Origin of the sequence: Kocuria sp. HSID17590, from assembly GCF_003989485.1 — a bacterium.
Classification (GTDB): Bacteria; Actinomycetota; Actinomycetes; order Actinomycetales; family Micrococcaceae; genus Kocuria; species Kocuria salsicia.
On the sequence record NZ_RBMB01000006.1, the window covers coordinates 71,250 to 86,156 of the forward strand.

Consider the following 14,907-nt stretch of genomic DNA (forward strand, 5'->3'; position numbering starts at 1 on the left):
CGTCAGCCGAGCTGCAGCCGGCCCCACGCGAGCTCGGCGAGCGCCGCCGCCTGGGCGCCCAGAACGGCGTCGTCGTAGCGCACGTGCGGCGAGTGGTTCCAGGGTGCGGTGGCGAGGTCCACGTCCGCCGGGCTGCACTGCAGGAACACGAAGCACCCGGGGACCTCGCGCAGCACGAAGGAGAAGTCCTCGGAGCCCATGCGCGGGTTCTCCATGACCTGCACGTGCTCCGCGCCGAACAGCCGGGTGAGCGTTTCCCCCGTGAAGCGCGCCTCCTGCGGGTCGTTGATGGTCGCGGGGTAGAACTCGTTCCAGTCCACCTGCGCACGCAGCCCGTAGGAGGCGGCGATGCCGTCCGCGAGCTCACGGACCAGGTGGGGGCAGCGTTCGGTGGTCTCGCGTGACAGGGTGCGCACGCTGCCGGCCGTGCAGGCGCTGTCCGGGATGACGTTCATGGCCTCCCCGGCCCACAGCTGCGTCATGGTCACGACCACCGGGTCGAACACGCTGAACCGGCGCGTCACCATGGTCTGCAGCGCGGTGCCGAACTCGCACAGCGCCGTGACCGGGTCCTTGGAGGTCCACGGCTGCGAGCCGTGCCCACCCCTGCCGTGGAACGTGACGCTCAGGTGGTTGGCCCCCGCCATGAGGGTGCCTGGGCGGTAGGTGAACACCCCGGGCTCCCCCGGGCTCACGTGGATCCCGTAGGCCGCGACGGGGCGCTCGCCCGCGGCGTTCAGCACGCCCTCCTCGATCATCGGCGCGGCGCCCCCGGGGCTTTCCTCCCCCGGCTGGAACATGAAGACCACGGAGCCGGGCAGCTCCTCCCGGCGTGCACTCAGCAGCCTGGCCGCGCCCACGAGACCGGCGGTGTGCAGGTCGTGCCCGCACGCGTGCATCGCGCCGTTCGTGGAGGCGAAGTCGAGCCCCGTCTGCTCTTCGATCGGCAGCCCGTCCATGTCCCCACGCAGCAGCACCGCGGGCCCGGGACGCCCGCCCCGCAGCACCGCGACCACCGAGCTCAGCGACCGGCCCAGGGTGATCTCCAGGTCGCAGCCGTCCAGTGCCTCCAGCACCTGCCGCTGCGTCCAGGGGAGGTCGTTGCCCAGCTCAGGGTGGGCGTGCAGGCGCCTTCGCAGCTCAACGAGCTCGGGCTGCAGCAGCTGGGCGTCCTCCAGGAATGACACGTTCGGGCTCCTCGATGGTGGTGGCGCGGCGTCATCGCCCGGGCTCGGGCAGACCCTTGAGGGCCGGTCCCGGCGCCAGCCGGACCGGCCCGCGGGCGGTCGTGAGGTCCACCTTCTCACCTTTTTGCCGCACCGTGATCTCGCCCACGTCCGCGAGCGCCCGCGCCGTCTCTCGGACCCCGTCCATGAGTTCCCGCCACTGCTCGCCGCCCAGGGCGCGAGCCACGTCCGAGGGGCAGATGGTCTTCCCCGCCCGGTGCCTCAGCAGGGCGCGGATGGTCGCCTGTTCCCGTGCGCGCAGGCCCTCCTCCGTGGGCGGTTCCCACCAGGGCTCGCCGCGCTCTCCCAGCGCGACCTTCGCATCCTGGACACGCTGCCTCGCCCCCCGGCCCTCGGACCTCACCGCACGGCGGGCACCCATCAGCTCCGCGACGAGTTCCTGCCGCAGCGTTTCCGGGATCCCGGAGTCCGTGGCGCGCCAGCGCCGGCCGTTCACCACCACGTGGTGGCCGTCTGCGGTGCGCTCCGGGCCCGACGACGCCGTGCCCTCCGGGTGCGCTCCGCTCGCCTCCCGAGCGGCGTCGGTGCCCGACGCCTCCCCCTGGTCCCTGCGCCTGCTCACGGGCGCAGCCCCAGGCGCTCGATCAGGCGCGCGTGCCGCGTGAGCCCCGCCGAGACCACGGCGGGATTCTGGGCGTACCAGCGCAGGTGCTCCGCGGCCACGGTGTCCTCCGTGATGTGCGACCCCTGGACGAGCCAGTCCTCCCGCGGCCCGCCGTCCAGGTCGGAGGCCGTGTACCCGAAGACCTCGAGAGTGCTCTCGTGGACTGGCGCGCGGATGCCACCGAGCAGCACCCTCCCCGGGTCGGGCACCGGCGCGGAGAGCCCCGCCGCATCGAGGATCTCGGAGGCCACGGTGCGCAGCACGTCGTTGCACGGGTGGTTGATCACGTGCACCGCATTCGGACCGGCGGCGTCCAGGACGGAGGCGACGTCGAGCGTGCGGTGGGCCTCCTGCCGGATCCGCAGCTGCGCGAGGGACTCCTCCCGCCCGGCGTGCGCGGCGGCGGCCGAGGGATGCTCCAGGTGCACGGTGCTCTCGCCCCGGGCGGCCGCCGTGAGGACCCGGAGGTCGTGGTACGGCACCACCGGCGGGTCCCCCACGCTCGGCGCACGGACGATCGCGAGCGTGGGCATGAATGCGGACCACCGCATCGCGGGCACGCGAACAACCTCCACCCGGGAGCCCAGACGGGGCACGACGTCGTCCGTGCCCAGCGGCAGCCCACGGTAACCGGGCACCACGGGCTGGGTGACGAACAGGCCCAGCCGCGGCAGCAGGGCGTGCAGGTGCGGGAGGTCCTCACGGGTGAGCTCGTGCACCGGGGGCATCCGCACGCCGTGCCACTGCCCCTCCAGCGCTCCGTGCAGCAGCACGCGCAGTGACTCGGCCTGGCAGTTGCCGTACACGGCGAACAGGGGGAGGTCCGGAAGCTCTGTGAGCCCGTAGAAGTCTCCGTAGTGACGGCGCCGCCCGTCGTCCTGCGGCCCCTGCCCGCTCACGGTTGACTCCGCAGGCGGGCGGTGCACGGCGTCCTGGCCCTGCGGATCAACATCGTCGATCACGTGCGGCGTGTGCTCAGCGGGCATGTCCCACCCTGTCCTCGAGTCGTGTGCTGGTGTCTGCGGCGTGGACGGGCGCGCCAGGATCGGGCACGGGTCTGCGGTCCGGGCACGATTCGCCCCGCCGCACGGCGCGGAGGTCCCGAACGCTCAGCAGTCCGGGCACCTCGCTCTCCCCCTCCGCGCACCAGACGCGCAGGGGGACCTCCAGACGGAGCGGAGCGTGGACGTCTGCCAGGAGCAGGGCACGGTCGAGAATCTCGCGCGGAGGTTCCCCCGCGCGGGCGCGAGGGTCCGCGGCCAGCGCGGCGGGAACGTCCTCGCGGTCCACGAACCAGATCCCGGCGTCCGTGTCCCGCAGCAGGTGGGCGGCACTCAGGTATGCCTCGGCGTCGTCGTCGTGACCGCCCACCCGCACCACCACCCACGGCTGCTCGAAGACCACGCCCGCGCCGCGAGTGCTCGGCAGGGGGATGCGCTGCGCCAGCGCCAGGGTCTCGGCGTCCTTCACCGCGCGGGAGATCCCGCGCCCGGCGAGGTCCGGCCCGTCGTGCCACGCCCGTGCGGAGGGCACGTGGCGGAACTGCGCACCCAGCTGCCAGCAGCGGAAGGCGAGGTCCCAGTCCTCCCCGCCGTAGCCCACGAGCGACTCGTCGAAACCGCCGCAGCGCTCGAACAGCCGCCGGTCCACCGCGAGCAGCGCACTGATGACGAGCCGGAAGTCCTCGGTCCCCGCGCGGGAGAGATCGGCGGTGCGCTCGTATCCCTGCGCAAGCCACTGCGGGTCCTCGAGCCGCCGCGCTCCCGGTGCCGAGCCGGTGCTGATCCACTCCACCACCGCCGGCACGTCACAGCCGGAGAGGTCCGCGTGATGCCTGGCGCCCACCGCGAGCGCCCCGTGGCCGTCGTCCGCGTCCCGCACCCCGGCCAGGAGGGCGGTGAGGAACCCGGGTTCTGGGATCATGTCCCCGTCCAGGAACACGATCACCTCCCCGGAGGACGCGCCCGCGCCCAGGTTCCGCGCCGTCCCGGCCCGGAAGCCGAGGTTCTCCTGACGCACCACCGAGCTCGGGAACGGCAGGGGCGGGAGCACCGGGGGCACGGCGGAGCCGTCGTCGCTCACGACCACCTCCATCTCGGCGACCGGGTGGTCCTGCAGCGCCAGCGCGGCAAGCAGCCGGTCCAGGCCGTGCTGGTTCTCGAAGTAGGGCACGACGACGCTCACGGCGGGCGCACTCACCGGTCACCTCCGCGGTTCGCCGGGATCTGTTCGCCCGTGAGCAGTGCCCACTGCCGGGCTGCGGCCACCCGTGTGGAGGGCAGGTCCTCGCCGTTCCAACGGGCAGGGTCGATCCACGTGCTGCGCGGGTCCGCGAGGGCGGCCCGCAGCGCGGCGGAGAGGTCATCGGTCAGCGTGAGCGCCCAGGGTGCCCGCTCGGCGAGCTCCTCGAAGAAGGGGTGCGGCGTCACGATCGGGGCGCGCCCGCTCGAGATCCACCGTCCGATGGACCCGGAGGCGGAGACGTGGGCCGGCGCAACCACCGGGACGGTGACCCGCTGCGCGGCGCGGGTCAGGGCGGTGTCGTCGAGGAACCCCGTGGTCCGAAAGCTGTGGCCGTGACGGCGGGCGGCCGCATCGAGCGCGGGGACGAGGCCCTCGTGGCCGTCCGACGCGCGACCGAGCGCCACCACCTCCACTGGCGTGTCGAGACCGGCGAGCGCCTCGATCACGCTCTCGTGGCCCTTGCCCGGGTAGAGGAAACCGAGGACGGCGACCCTGGGAACCCGCTCCGTGCCGTCGCCGTCCGACAGGGACAAGGGACAGGGAGGCTGAGCACCGGCCCACTGCCAGGCGCGGTGCCAGGGACCCGGTTCGGGCGGGTCGATGGGCAGGTGGTTCACGTGCACCGGCAATCCCGAGGTGGCGGGGACGTGGCGCTCGAGCTGCGCGCGCTCCGAGGCGCTGCACACGATCACGGCGCGGGCGACATCGACCACGCGGGCGAAGGCGGCACGGCGAGCTTCGAAGGCGTGGCCGTCCGAGGGCTGGGGGATGTCGTGCACGGTGACCGTTACCGGGCGGACCGCGGCGATCTCCGCCACGGTGGAGGCCGCGGCCTGCGGTGACGGGCCGAAGACGCGGTCCGTGAAGTGAAGGTGGACCGGTGAGGACTCCCCCAGCAGGACCGGTCGCAGCTCCGTGAGCGAACCGGCCACCGTGCGCGCGTCGGGAGTGTGTGCGGCGAGGTCCTGGGCGTGCATGCGGACGCCGTGCTGTTCGGGGCCCACGCAGGCCAGGAGGGGTGCGATCACGCGTTCACCCTATCGACGGCCTCCGACACGCTCCCGGGTGAGCGAGGTCATACCCTCAGGGCAAAGTCTGCACTTGTGCAAGTTTGCACCCATGCATAAAGTTGACGCGTGTCCGAATCCAACCCGTCACTGCGCGAACGCCACCGCACCCGAACCCTCACCGAGATCCACCAGGCAGCGCTGGAGCTCGTGGGCGAGTGCGGCTACGGAGACACCGCGGTGGATGCCATTGCCGAACGCGCGGGGGTCTCCCGCCGCACGTTCTTCAACTACTACCCCTCCAAGGAGGCCGCGGTGCTGGGGACCACCGAACCGCGGATCTCCGACGCGGCGCGCGAACGGTTCCTGGATCCGGCGACCGGCGACGAGTTCGCCCGCACCGTCCGGCTGTTCATGGACGTGCTGCGGGACGCCACCGGCCCCCCCGAGCTCACGGCCCGCCGCCACGAGCTCGTGGAGAACAACCCCGAGCTCAAACGCCGGGTCGGGATGCACATCACCACCGTGGAGAGCCTCGTGGTCTCCATGGTCGTGGAGCACTCGGCCCACGGCACCACTCCTCGCTCCGAGGAGACCTCGCACGCTTTCGTTCTACTGGCCGGTGCGGTCATCAAGTTCGCTTTCCGGACCAACACCCACCTGGCGACCACCCTCGACGACGACGCCGTCCAGCTCGCCCTCGACCACGCCATCGGTGTCTTCCGCACCGCCCTCAAGGAGATTTCATGACAACCACCGTCACCCGGGCTGAGACCAGCCCCGCCGCCGAGGAGAAACCCACACACCTCGGCTGGCTTTTCGCGAGCCTCATGGTCGTCATGCTGCTCGCGTCCCTCGGCCAGACCATCCTCTCCACCGCCCTGCCCACCATCGTGGGAGACCTCGGCGGTGTGGACCACATGAGCTGGGTCATCACCGGCTACATCCTGGCCTCCACCGTGATGATGCCCGTCTACGGCCGCATCTCGGACCTCTTCGGCCGCAAGCCGGTGCTGATCGCCGCCATCCTCCTGTTCCTCGCGGGCTCCGTGATCGGCGCGTCCGCCGGGACCATGGGCTGGCTCATCACCGCCCGCGTGGTCCAGGGCCTGGGCGGCGGCGGTCTGATGATCCTCGCCCAGACCTCCATCGCCGACGTGGTCCCCGCCCGGGACCGCGGCAAGTACATGGGCGTCATGGGCGCCGTGTTCGCGGTGTCCTCCGTGGCCGGACCGCTGCTCGGCGGCTGGATCACCGAGGGCCCCGGCTGGCGCTGGGCGTTCTCGTTCAACATCCCGCTGGGCATCCTGGCCATCATCGCGGTGGCCGCGTTCCTGCGCCTGCCCAAGCGCACCCGTGAGCGCAGCGAGCGCATCGACTACCTGGGCATGGTCCTGCTGGCCGCGGCCACCACGTGCCTGGTGCTCGTGTGCACGTGGGGCGGCACCCAGTACGACTGGAACTCCCCGCAGATCCTGTGGCTGTGCGCCACCACCGTGGCCGGCGGCGTCGCCTTCGCGGTCGCCGAGACCCGCGCGAGCAGCCCTGTGATCCCCCTGTCCCTGTTCAAGGACCGCAACTTCACGCTCACCACCCTCTCCGGGCTGGCCGTGGGCGTGGCCATGTTCGGCGCGCTGGGCTACATGCCCACCTACATCCAGATGGTCAAGGGCGTGGACGCCACCCAGGCCGGTCTGCTCATGACGCCCATGATGGCGTCCCTGCTGATCACGTCGATCGCCTCCGGTCAGATCGTCTCCCGCACGGGCCGGTACAAGTTCTTCCCGCTGGTGGGCATGGTGGTCATGGGCGTGGGCCTGTGGCTGCTGTCCACGCTGCAGGTGGACGACTCCACGTTCAGGATGTGCGCCTACCTGGCCGTGTTCGGCGCGGGCATCGGCCTGAGCATGCAGATCCTCGTGCTGATCGTGCAGAACTCCTTCCCCAACAAGATCGTGGGAACCGCCACGGCCGCCAGCAACTTCTTCCGTCAGGTCGGTGCCACGGTGGGCTCCGCCGTGGTGGGCTCGCTGTTCATCTCCCGCCTGAAGGACCTGCTGGCGGAGAACCTGCCCCAGGTTCCCGGGAGCGCGGGAGGTGCCAGCGGCGGCATGAACGCCAACTCCTTCACGCCGCAGAGCGTGCACGACCTGCCGCAGATGTTCCGGGACCCCGTGATCCAGTCCTACAACGACGCGCTGCTCCCCATCTTCATGTACATGATCCCGCTCGCGCTGCTCGCCCTGGTGATGCTCGCGTTCGTGGTGGAGAAGCCGCTGTCCACCCGAGTGGACCGTGAGGTCGTGGAGGCCGACTCCGCCGAGCCGGACGCCACCACCGGTCAGCTCGCCGTGGCCACGGCAACCACGGGCGCCGGCCCGAGCTACGACCCGGCCGCCACCCCGTCCTCGGCGACGACGGCGTCCGCCTCGGTCGCGCAGGTCGGCACCGGTGCGACGTCGCCCGCCTCCGCTGCCGCCCCGGCCGAGACACGGGCCGCCGCGAACCACCGCGCGGGACGCTCCCGCCGTCGCCGTTCGGCACCGCGCCACAGGGCCTGAGCCCACGGGACGGCGCACCGACCGGACCGCGGCTCACGCCGTGAGCACCGTGTCGTCGCCGTCCCGGTAGCGGCAGGGGCTGCAACGCACGAAGGGGCCGGGTGACCGGCCGGGAAACACCACCCGGCCCGGTCACCCGGCCCCTTCTTCATGTCTGTACGCGACGAGCCACTCCGCGCGTGTTCTCCCGAGGGCCCTCAGCTGCTCCCGGGAGGTCCCGAGTGCCCCGAGCGCTCCCGGGGCACACGCATCACCCGCCCCAAAGCTCGGCGGGAAGCAGGTCAGTCCTTGCTGGGCAGCGCGTCCCGCAGGTCCTCCACGAGGTCCTCCAGGATCTCGGGCGCCTCGAGCATGCCGTTGCGCAGGTCCGAGAGCTCCAGGCCGTGCAGCAGCCCCACGGCGTAGCGGTCCCTGCCCGTGCGCTGGAAGGAGCGCGCCATGCGGGCGAGCCACTCCTCCATGACGGCGGCGTCCGTGACGACCCCGAGATCGTCCTGGTAGTCCTTGGCGACCGCGGCCGCGCGCACCCGCTTCTTGCCCGCCTTCGCCTGGGCGTGCTGGAGGGCCTCCGAGACGTACCGGGCGGACTTCGCGGCCTTGCGCGTCTCGTGGAGGATCTCGAACGCGACCGCCGTCTGCCGCGGGTCCTTGCCCGGCAGGGAGATCCGCTCGCCCACCACCTGGGCCATGGTGCTCACGGTGACCTCCCCGGCGTCCTCCGGCACGGGCGTCGCGGCCGTGGCCAGCACGCGGTTCAGTGCGGCCCCCAGCACGATCTTGGCGAACTTCTTGGGCGAGTGCTGCCCGGGCTCCTCCGTGAATCCCTGCCCCGCCGCCAGGTGACGCAGGTCCTTCAGCAGCTGGAGGTAGGCGGGACTGTCGAGCTCCCGGCGCACACCGCGGGCCGCGTCCTCCCCGAGGTGCTCGGCCGCCTCGCGCAGCTCCTGCGCCGCGGCCATGCTCACGATCCCCGCGGACTGCGCCTGCAGCAGGGTCTCGAGGCGCTCCCGGGCGACCTCCTGGTCCCGCGCATCCCCCAGCACCCGGGCGAGGAGCTTGAGCCGGTTCTCCAGGTCCTCGGCCACCTCCTGCGCCACGAAGTCGCGGGAGGCCTGCAGCACGCTGCGCAGCGCACGGGAGCGCACCCGCAGCTGGTGCACGGAGTCCTCGACGCCAAGCCGCACCGCGAAGTCCCACGCCTGCAGCTCGCCCACCAGCCGGGTGAGCATCCCCGTGAGCACCTCCGCGCCGGTGGGCTCGGCGTCCTCCTCCGCGTGCTTCGCGTCCGACGCCGTGGTCGTGGCGTCCTGCCCAGAATCCTTGGTCTTGGACGAGTTCCTGGTCGACGCCGCGGACTCCCCCGAATCCTTGCCCTTGGCCTTCTTCTCACCCTTCTTGCCCTTTGCCTTCGTGGACTTCTCGGAGGCCTTCGGCTCCCCGTCCTCGGGAGCCCCCGCGGGCGAAGAACCGTCGGCCCCCTTCCCCGCGCCGCGACCATCCTCGCCCGCCGTCTGCTCGACGTGCTCGGGGGTCACGATGCGCACCGTGTCCCCTCCATCCTGCCCGAGGGCACGGGCAATCTTGGCCACGGAGGACGACGGCGTGGCTCCCGCCGCGTACAGAACCGCCTCCACGGCCTCGAAGACCTTGCGGGCCTGCTTCTCCGTGAGGTCGTCCCGGGAGAGCTCCACCTCGCACTCGGTCCAGGCGCGGGTGACCCCGGCGCGCTCGTCCCGCGCGGCCACGGTGTCGAGGCACAGCTCCGCGTACTGGCCGTCCTCCCCGAGCACGGGGTACTCCGTGCGGTGGGTGTCGATCGTGGCCACCGGGGTGAGCTCCTCACCGAGGGTCAGCCCGAGCAGCAGCTTCCGCAGCGCCGCGGGAATCCGCTCCGGGGCGGACTTGAGGGGGTCGTGGTGCACCTCCCCGCGCGCGCTTCCGGCCTGGTACTTCACGTGCCAGCCGTCGTCGGAGCCCCCTCGACGACGCCGCACGGCCACCTTGGCCCGCGCCAGCTGCAGGTCCTCGGTGTCGTAGTAGGTGGCGCTCATGTCGTGCTCCACGGGCTCGCCCACCGTGAAGCGCTCGAGCTTGTGCAGCTTCAGCGCGGGCTTCCCGGACCCGGGGACGTCGTACTTGCGTTCGATCTCAACCTGTTGCGTGACCATGGTGCTCCCTTGTGTGAAACGCGCCGCGGCCCTCGTGGGGTTCCGCGGCGCGCTGCTGTCGTCAAGTTGGCTGGTGCAGTGGTGTCAGGCCCGGCGTCGCTTGAGGACGTCGTCGAGGTTCAGGGCGGTGCTCTCCTGCTCGCCGGAGCGCACCGCGTCCTTCAGAGTGGTGGACCGCGCGGCGGGCCGGGTGGGCACTCGCAGGGGTTCGGGCTCGTTGCGCTCGACAACGGGAGCCTGGGTGTACAGCGGCTTGGGAACCGGGACCGGCTCCCAGGTGGTGGTGTCCGAACCGGTGGTCCGTGCGACCTTCAGCGCCTCGGCACGAAGCTCGGCCACCGTGTAGACGCGCTCCGTTGCGCGCTGCGGGGCCTGCTGCTCGGGCTGATAGTCCGCGGCCGGCATGTCCAGCTCGGCATCCGCGGCGCGGGTCTGCTCGGCGTGCTCCTGACGGGCCTCGTCCTCATTGTCGAAGATGGCGTGCTGAGCGGGCGCGGCCACCGGGGCGGCAGTGCGGACGGCGCCGCGGCGCTGGTCCTCCACGGCCAGGTAGCGCAGTCCGGCAACGCAACCCGCGCCCAGCAGGAAGAGCACCACGGGCACAGCCCACGAGATGGCGGTGAAGGGCGCGATCAGTGCGGACAGGAGCGCCGCGGCCACCAGGACGGCACCGGTGAGGAACACGATGGTGCGGTCCCACTTGATGCGCAGTCCCGCCAGGGATCCGCTCTGCAGCGTGGTGGCGGACGGCGCGTGTGCCGATGTCTCCATGACTGGGGTCTCCCGTTCGTGAACCTGGGCCGAGGTGGTGCTCACCACTGTACTGGGCGCGGGGCGTCTGCGCTCGTGGCTGTGGAGGAAGGCGTCGATCTGGAGGTCAGGAGCCTCCACCTGGGCATGGACGGGAAGGTTCGTCCGCCGCACCACGTGCGGCGCGAACCACATGACACTCAGCACAATGACGACGGCCAGCACGGCCGAGCTGCTCACCCATGACAATCCCACCGTTCAAGGGTAGGGCAGCAGGGATAGATTCCCGGGATGGAATGCGCGTGTTGCCTACATCAATGTAATTCGATGGGGATTTTTTCCTCTCCGGGGCGCGGCCCGTCCCTGACCTGGGGCGCAGTGCCTGCCGCGCGGCGTCGTCGTCCCCCGTCCTGACGACACGGGCTCCGCCACTCCCCTGCGGAGCGGCCGGCCGTCGCCCCGGGGTCAGCGAGGCGCGTGGCGCACCGTGATCCCCTCGTCCTCGCCCGTGAACCGGCGGACCAGGCCCTCCGGAACCTCCTCCGCCGTCAGCGCGAAGCTGCGGTGGTCCGCCCAGGAGCCCGCGATGTGCAGGAACCGCTCGCGCAGCCCCTCGTCCCGGAAGCCCAGCTTCTCCACCACCCGCAGCGACTTCGCGTTCTCCGGGCGGATGTTGATCTCCATGCGGTGCAGCCGCAGGTGCTGGAAGCAGTAGTCGGTGGCCATGGCCACGGCCATGGGCGCAATGCCCCGCCCGGCCTGCGCACCGTCCACCCAGTAGCCGAGGGTCGCGGAGCGGAACGATCCCAGGGTGATGCCCGAGACCGTCAGCTGCCCCACGAGCTGCGGGCGCCCGCCCTCGGGTCCGCGTTCCACGATCAGCCACGGAAGGCTCTGCCCGCCGCGGGCCTGCTGGCGCATGAGGCGCATGAACGCACGGTAGGACGGTGCGGCCCCACCCGGCTCGGGATTGCTCGCCTCCCAAGGCTCGAGCCACTGCCTGTTCCGGAAGCGCACCCGGTCCCACTCACCCCGGTCGCCCAGCGCGAGTGGGCGCAGCATCAGCTGCGCCCACTGCACCGTGACCGGCCACGCGGCCTGCCCGTCCACGAGGGGGACTCAGTCCGTGAGGGTCTCGGCGTAGTCCTTGATCCAGGTGCGCAGCCCGGGACCGAGGTCCTCGCGCTCGCACGCCAGCTCGATGTTGGCCTTGAGGTAGGAGAGCTTGTCACCGGTGTCGAAGCGGCGGCCCTTGAAGACCACGCCGTACATCCCGTGAGCGGCGTCGCCGCGGTCCGCGACGGTCTGCATGGCGTCGGTCAGCTGGATCTCCCCGCCGCGCCCGGGCGCGGTCTCCTCGAGGATGCCGAAGATCTCCGGGTGCAGCACGTAGCGGCCGATGATCGCGAGGTTGGAGGGGGCGTCCTCCGGAGCGGGCTTCTCCACGAGCCCGTTGACCTGCACGTAGTCCTCGCCCTCGACCGCGGTGATGTCCGCGCAGCCGTAGGCGCTGATGCTCTCGTGCGGGACCTCCATGAGGGCCACCACGGAGCCGCCGGTGCGCTCCTGCACGCGGATCATCTGGGAGAGCAGGTCCTCCTTCTCGTCGATGAGGTCGTCACCGAGCAGCACCGCGAAGGGCTCGTCCCCCACGTGGGTCTTGGCGCGCAGCACCGCGTGCCCCAGGCCCTGGGGATCCTGCTGGCGCAGGTAGTGGATTTCGCCCAGGTCGGAGGCGTGCTCGACCTCCGCGAGCAGCTTGTCCTTGCCGGACTCCTTCAGCTGCGCCTCGAGCACGGGGACGCGGTCGAAGTGGTCCTCGAGCGCCCGCTTGGACCGTCCCGTGATCATCAGGACGTCGTCCAGCCCGGCATCGACCGCTTCCTGGACCACGTACTGGATGGCGGGGCGGTCCACCACCGGCAGCATCTCCTTGGGCATGGCCTTCGTCGCGGGAAGAAAACGGGTGCCCAGACCCGCGGCGGGGATGACGGCCTTGTGGACGCGCTTGTTCTCGTGATCACTCATGGAATTAGGGTAGACGAACAAGTACCGACACCCCCGGTGCGAGACCCGGAACATGCGGGGATTACGGGGGTTTTCGAGGAATGTACTCCCAAGAGCGGACAGGGCCGGAGGGGTGGAACGCGTGGACGCAGCGGCAGGGACCCCCGGTGCCAAGGCGCGGCTGCGCGCGGAGGTCCTCGAGCGGCGTCGGCGACGCACCGCGGCCGTCCGCGAGCGCGACCGGGAAGGCTTCGCCACCCACCTCAGCCGGGTGCTGGCGGGCCACGGCCCGGGCGACGTCGCCGCATTCCTCCCGCTGCCCGGCGAACCTCCCGTGCTGCACGGGCTGGAGCGGGCGCACGCCGCGGGACGCCGCGTGTGGCTGCCGGTGGTCGAACCGGGGCACCGGCTGAGCTGGGCGCAGTGGCGGACGGACGCTCCCCTCGCACCGGGGAACCTCCCGGGACTGCTCGAACCCACCGGCCCGCGGCGCGGTCTCGAGGTCTTCGCCACGGTGCGCCTGCTGCTCGTGCCCGTGGTGGCCGTGGACCGCGGCGGGGTGCGGCTCGGCTTCGGCGGCGGGTACTACGACCGTTTCCTCCCCCTCCTGGCCGGGGCGGGGCGGGAACCGGAGATCCTGGCCTGCTGCCACGCGGACGAGGTGCTCCCCGCCGGAACCGTTCCGCGCGAGCCGTACGACGCTGTGCTCCCCGGGGTGCTCACGGAGCGGGGCACCATCCGGCTGGGCCCCGCGGCCTGAACCGGCCCCGGCGGTGGCCGGTGGCCGGGGTGACCGGGCGGAAGCGGGGCCGGGGCCGGGGCCGGGCAGGAGCGGGAGCGGGACCGGGCATCACACGCAGCGCCGTGCGAGTAGCATGTGACGTCGGCAATCCGCCGCCCCGTCAGCCCTCGAAGGAACACCCGTGCCCGTTTACGCCTACGCCTGCAAAGACTGCGGCCATGCTTTCGACATCCGCCAGTCCTTCTCCGACGACGCCCTGACGGTGTGCCCCGAGTGCGGCGGCCACCTGCGCAAGAAGTTCAACTCGGTGGGTGTGGTCTTCAAGGGCTCCGGCTTCTACCACAACGACTCCCGCGCCGACGCGAGCAAGAACGGCGGCTCCTCCTCCGGCTCGACGACCGGTTCCGCATCCTCTGGCTCCGGCGACGGCGCGTCGAGCGGCGGTTCCGCGAGCTCGGGCTCCGCGAGCTCCGGTGCCTCGAAGGACTCCGGCGCTTCCGGCGGATCGGCCTCGAGCAGCAGCACCTCGACGAGCTCCACGGGATCGGGAAGCTCCACCTCCGGTTCCTGACCGCCGCATTGCACCGGTGTGCGGTGCCGTTCGATCTGGGGCCCTGCCCGATCTGCTGCGCGTTGCACCACAACATCGCACCACGACGTCGTGGCGCCCGGGCGCCGGGCCCAGCGACGACGACCGCGCGCCAGGAGACGAGGCGGACAGAGACGCACGGTTCCCCCCCGGGGGGGGAACCGCAGCGTGCGGCGTCCCGCAGCGGTTGGCGTCCCCGCGCGCGGCGAGCGCACTGCACCAGGCGGGCCGGGGCTCCCGTCACGGCGCCCCGCCCTGCACATGGTCCCCCGGGCCCCGGCACAGGCCTGACTCACGGTTAGCGTCCGGGCATGAGTTCACGCTCCCGTCCCCGCTATCCTCTGGCACTGCGGCTGCGCACCGTCGTCCGTCGCCGCCACCGTCTCGTGGCCGCCGCGCTGTGCGCCGTGGCACTGACGCTGGTCATCCTCCGCCTAGCGCCGCCCAGCGTGCACACCACGGCGGTGGTCACGGCCGCCGGGGAGATCCCCGCGGGTCATGCCATCGCTGCCGAGGACCTCACCGTGTCCGAGTTCCCCGTGGCCCTCGCCCCCTCGGGCGCCTACGCGGCGGTTGCGGACGCGAACGGGCTGACCACGGCGGTCGCGCTGACCGAGGGCCAGCCCGTCACACCCACCACCGTGCTTGGTCCCGGTCTCCTCACGGGCCAGCCGCCGGGCACCACCGCGGCCACGGTGCGGGTCGGGGATCCCGCTGTGCTGCGGCACATCCGCCCCGGTGACGTGGTGGACGTGGTGCACCACTCCGATGAGGGGGCCTCGGGCAAGGGGACTACGGTGGCGAGTGCTGTCACCGTCCTGTGGGCCGCCAGCACGCCCTCGGGCGGCGGTGCGTCCATCCTGTCGTCGGGCGGCTCGGAGGACGACGCCGGGCTCGTGGTGCTGGCCGCCGCCCGGGAGACCGCGACCGCGCTCGCCACGCTGGACGGGGCGGGGCGTGTCTCCCTGGTACTGGTGTCACCGTGATG

14 protein-coding genes are annotated in these 14,907 nt (G+C 72.0%); 5 read left to right on the top strand and 9 right to left on the bottom strand.

Features of this window, described 5'->3' with window-relative positions:
* Nucleotides 1-2 precede the first annotated feature (2 nt).
* The 5 genes from D8M39_RS03300 to D8M39_RS03320 are packed head-to-tail and all read right to left on the bottom strand — an operon-like array spanning nucleotide 3 to nucleotide 5,123.
* Nucleotides 3-1,187: a M20 family metallopeptidase gene (locus D8M39_RS03300; RefSeq protein WP_126874409.1), complete on the bottom strand. Its 1,185-nt coding sequence runs from the start codon at nucleotides 1,185-1,187 to the stop codon at nucleotides 3-5.
* A 31-nt stretch (nucleotides 1,188-1,218) separates the two neighbouring features.
* The gene (locus tag D8M39_RS03305; RefSeq protein ID WP_126874410.1) at nucleotides 1,219-1,809 is read right to left on the bottom strand and encodes a DUF3253 domain-containing protein; all 591 of its coding nucleotides are present in this window, start codon (nucleotides 1,807-1,809) and stop codon (nucleotides 1,219-1,221) included.
* Nucleotides 1,806-2,837: a WcbI family polysaccharide biosynthesis putative acetyltransferase gene (locus D8M39_RS03310; protein ID WP_161971375.1), complete on the bottom strand. Its 1,032-nt coding sequence runs from the start codon at nucleotides 2,835-2,837 to the stop codon at nucleotides 1,806-1,808. The genes D8M39_RS03305 and D8M39_RS03310 overlap by 4 nt, the downstream gene beginning before the upstream one ends.
* Nucleotides 2,827-4,050, bottom strand: a complete 1,224-nt coding sequence (locus tag D8M39_RS03315; protein ID WP_055086427.1) for a glycosyltransferase family 2 protein — start codon at nucleotides 4,048-4,050, stop codon at nucleotides 2,827-2,829. The genes D8M39_RS03310 and D8M39_RS03315 overlap by 11 nt, the downstream gene beginning before the upstream one ends.
* Entirely contained in the window at nucleotides 4,047-5,123 is a 1,077-nt protein-coding gene (locus D8M39_RS03320; RefSeq protein ID WP_126874411.1) for a hypothetical protein, read from the bottom strand. Before D8M39_RS03320 ends, D8M39_RS03315 begins: the two co-directional genes overlap by 4 nt.
* A gap of 108 nt (nucleotides 5,124-5,231) precedes the next feature.
* Between D8M39_RS03320 and D8M39_RS03325 the strand changes: the two genes are divergently transcribed.
* The gene (locus D8M39_RS03325) at nucleotides 5,232-5,852 is read left to right on the top strand and encodes a TetR/AcrR family transcriptional regulator (protein WP_055086430.1); all 621 of its coding nucleotides are present in this window, start codon (nucleotides 5,232-5,234) and stop codon (nucleotides 5,850-5,852) included.
* A complete protein-coding gene (locus D8M39_RS03330; RefSeq protein WP_055086432.1) occupies nucleotides 5,849-7,663 on the top strand; it encodes an MDR family MFS transporter in 1,815 nt (604 codons plus the stop codon). Before D8M39_RS03325 ends, D8M39_RS03330 begins: the two co-directional genes overlap by 4 nt.
* 281 nt (nucleotides 7,664-7,944) lie before the next feature.
* On the opposite strand, the gene D8M39_RS13125 is transcribed toward D8M39_RS03330, so the two are convergent.
* The 4 genes from D8M39_RS13125 to galU form a co-directional block, all read right to left on the bottom strand.
* Nucleotides 7,945-9,831: a CYTH and CHAD domain-containing protein gene (locus D8M39_RS13125; RefSeq protein ID WP_055086434.1), complete on the bottom strand. Its 1,887-nt coding sequence runs from the start codon at nucleotides 9,829-9,831 to the stop codon at nucleotides 7,945-7,947.
* 84 nt (nucleotides 9,832-9,915) lie between these two features.
* Nucleotides 9,916-10,821, bottom strand: a complete 906-nt coding sequence (locus D8M39_RS03340; RefSeq protein ID WP_232300415.1) for a hypothetical protein — start codon at nucleotides 10,819-10,821, stop codon at nucleotides 9,916-9,918.
* 225 nt (nucleotides 10,822-11,046) lie between these two features.
* Nucleotides 11,047-11,691, bottom strand: coding sequence for a GNAT family N-acetyltransferase (locus tag D8M39_RS03345; RefSeq protein ID WP_126874412.1), 645 nt, complete (start codon nucleotides 11,689-11,691; stop codon nucleotides 11,047-11,049).
* A 9-nt stretch (nucleotides 11,692-11,700) separates the two neighbouring features.
* Nucleotides 11,701-12,609 (bottom strand): UTP--glucose-1-phosphate uridylyltransferase GalU, encoded by a 909-nt coding sequence (gene galU / locus D8M39_RS03350; RefSeq protein WP_055086438.1) that lies wholly within the window; start codon nucleotides 12,607-12,609, stop codon nucleotides 11,701-11,703.
* A gap of 121 nt (nucleotides 12,610-12,730) precedes the next feature.
* Here galU and D8M39_RS03355 point away from each other — a divergent pair, with 121 nt between their 5' ends.
* From D8M39_RS03355 to cpaB, 3 genes are all read left to right on the top strand, one after another.
* Complete coding sequence (locus tag D8M39_RS03355; protein ID WP_055086456.1) at nucleotides 12,731-13,348, top strand: 5-formyltetrahydrofolate cyclo-ligase; 618 nt, start codon at nucleotides 12,731-12,733, stop codon at nucleotides 13,346-13,348.
* Nucleotides 13,349-13,511: 163 nt separating this feature from the next.
* Nucleotides 13,512-13,901 (top strand): FmdB family zinc ribbon protein, encoded by a 390-nt coding sequence (locus tag D8M39_RS03360; RefSeq protein WP_055086440.1) that lies wholly within the window; start codon nucleotides 13,512-13,514, stop codon nucleotides 13,899-13,901.
* Nucleotides 13,902-14,230: 329 nt separating this feature from the next.
* On the top strand, nucleotides 14,231-14,905 hold the full coding sequence (gene cpaB, locus D8M39_RS03365; RefSeq protein WP_055083344.1) for a Flp pilus assembly protein CpaB: 675 nt from the start codon (nucleotides 14,231-14,233) through the stop codon (nucleotides 14,903-14,905).
* Nucleotides 14,906-14,907 lie beyond the last annotated feature (2 nt).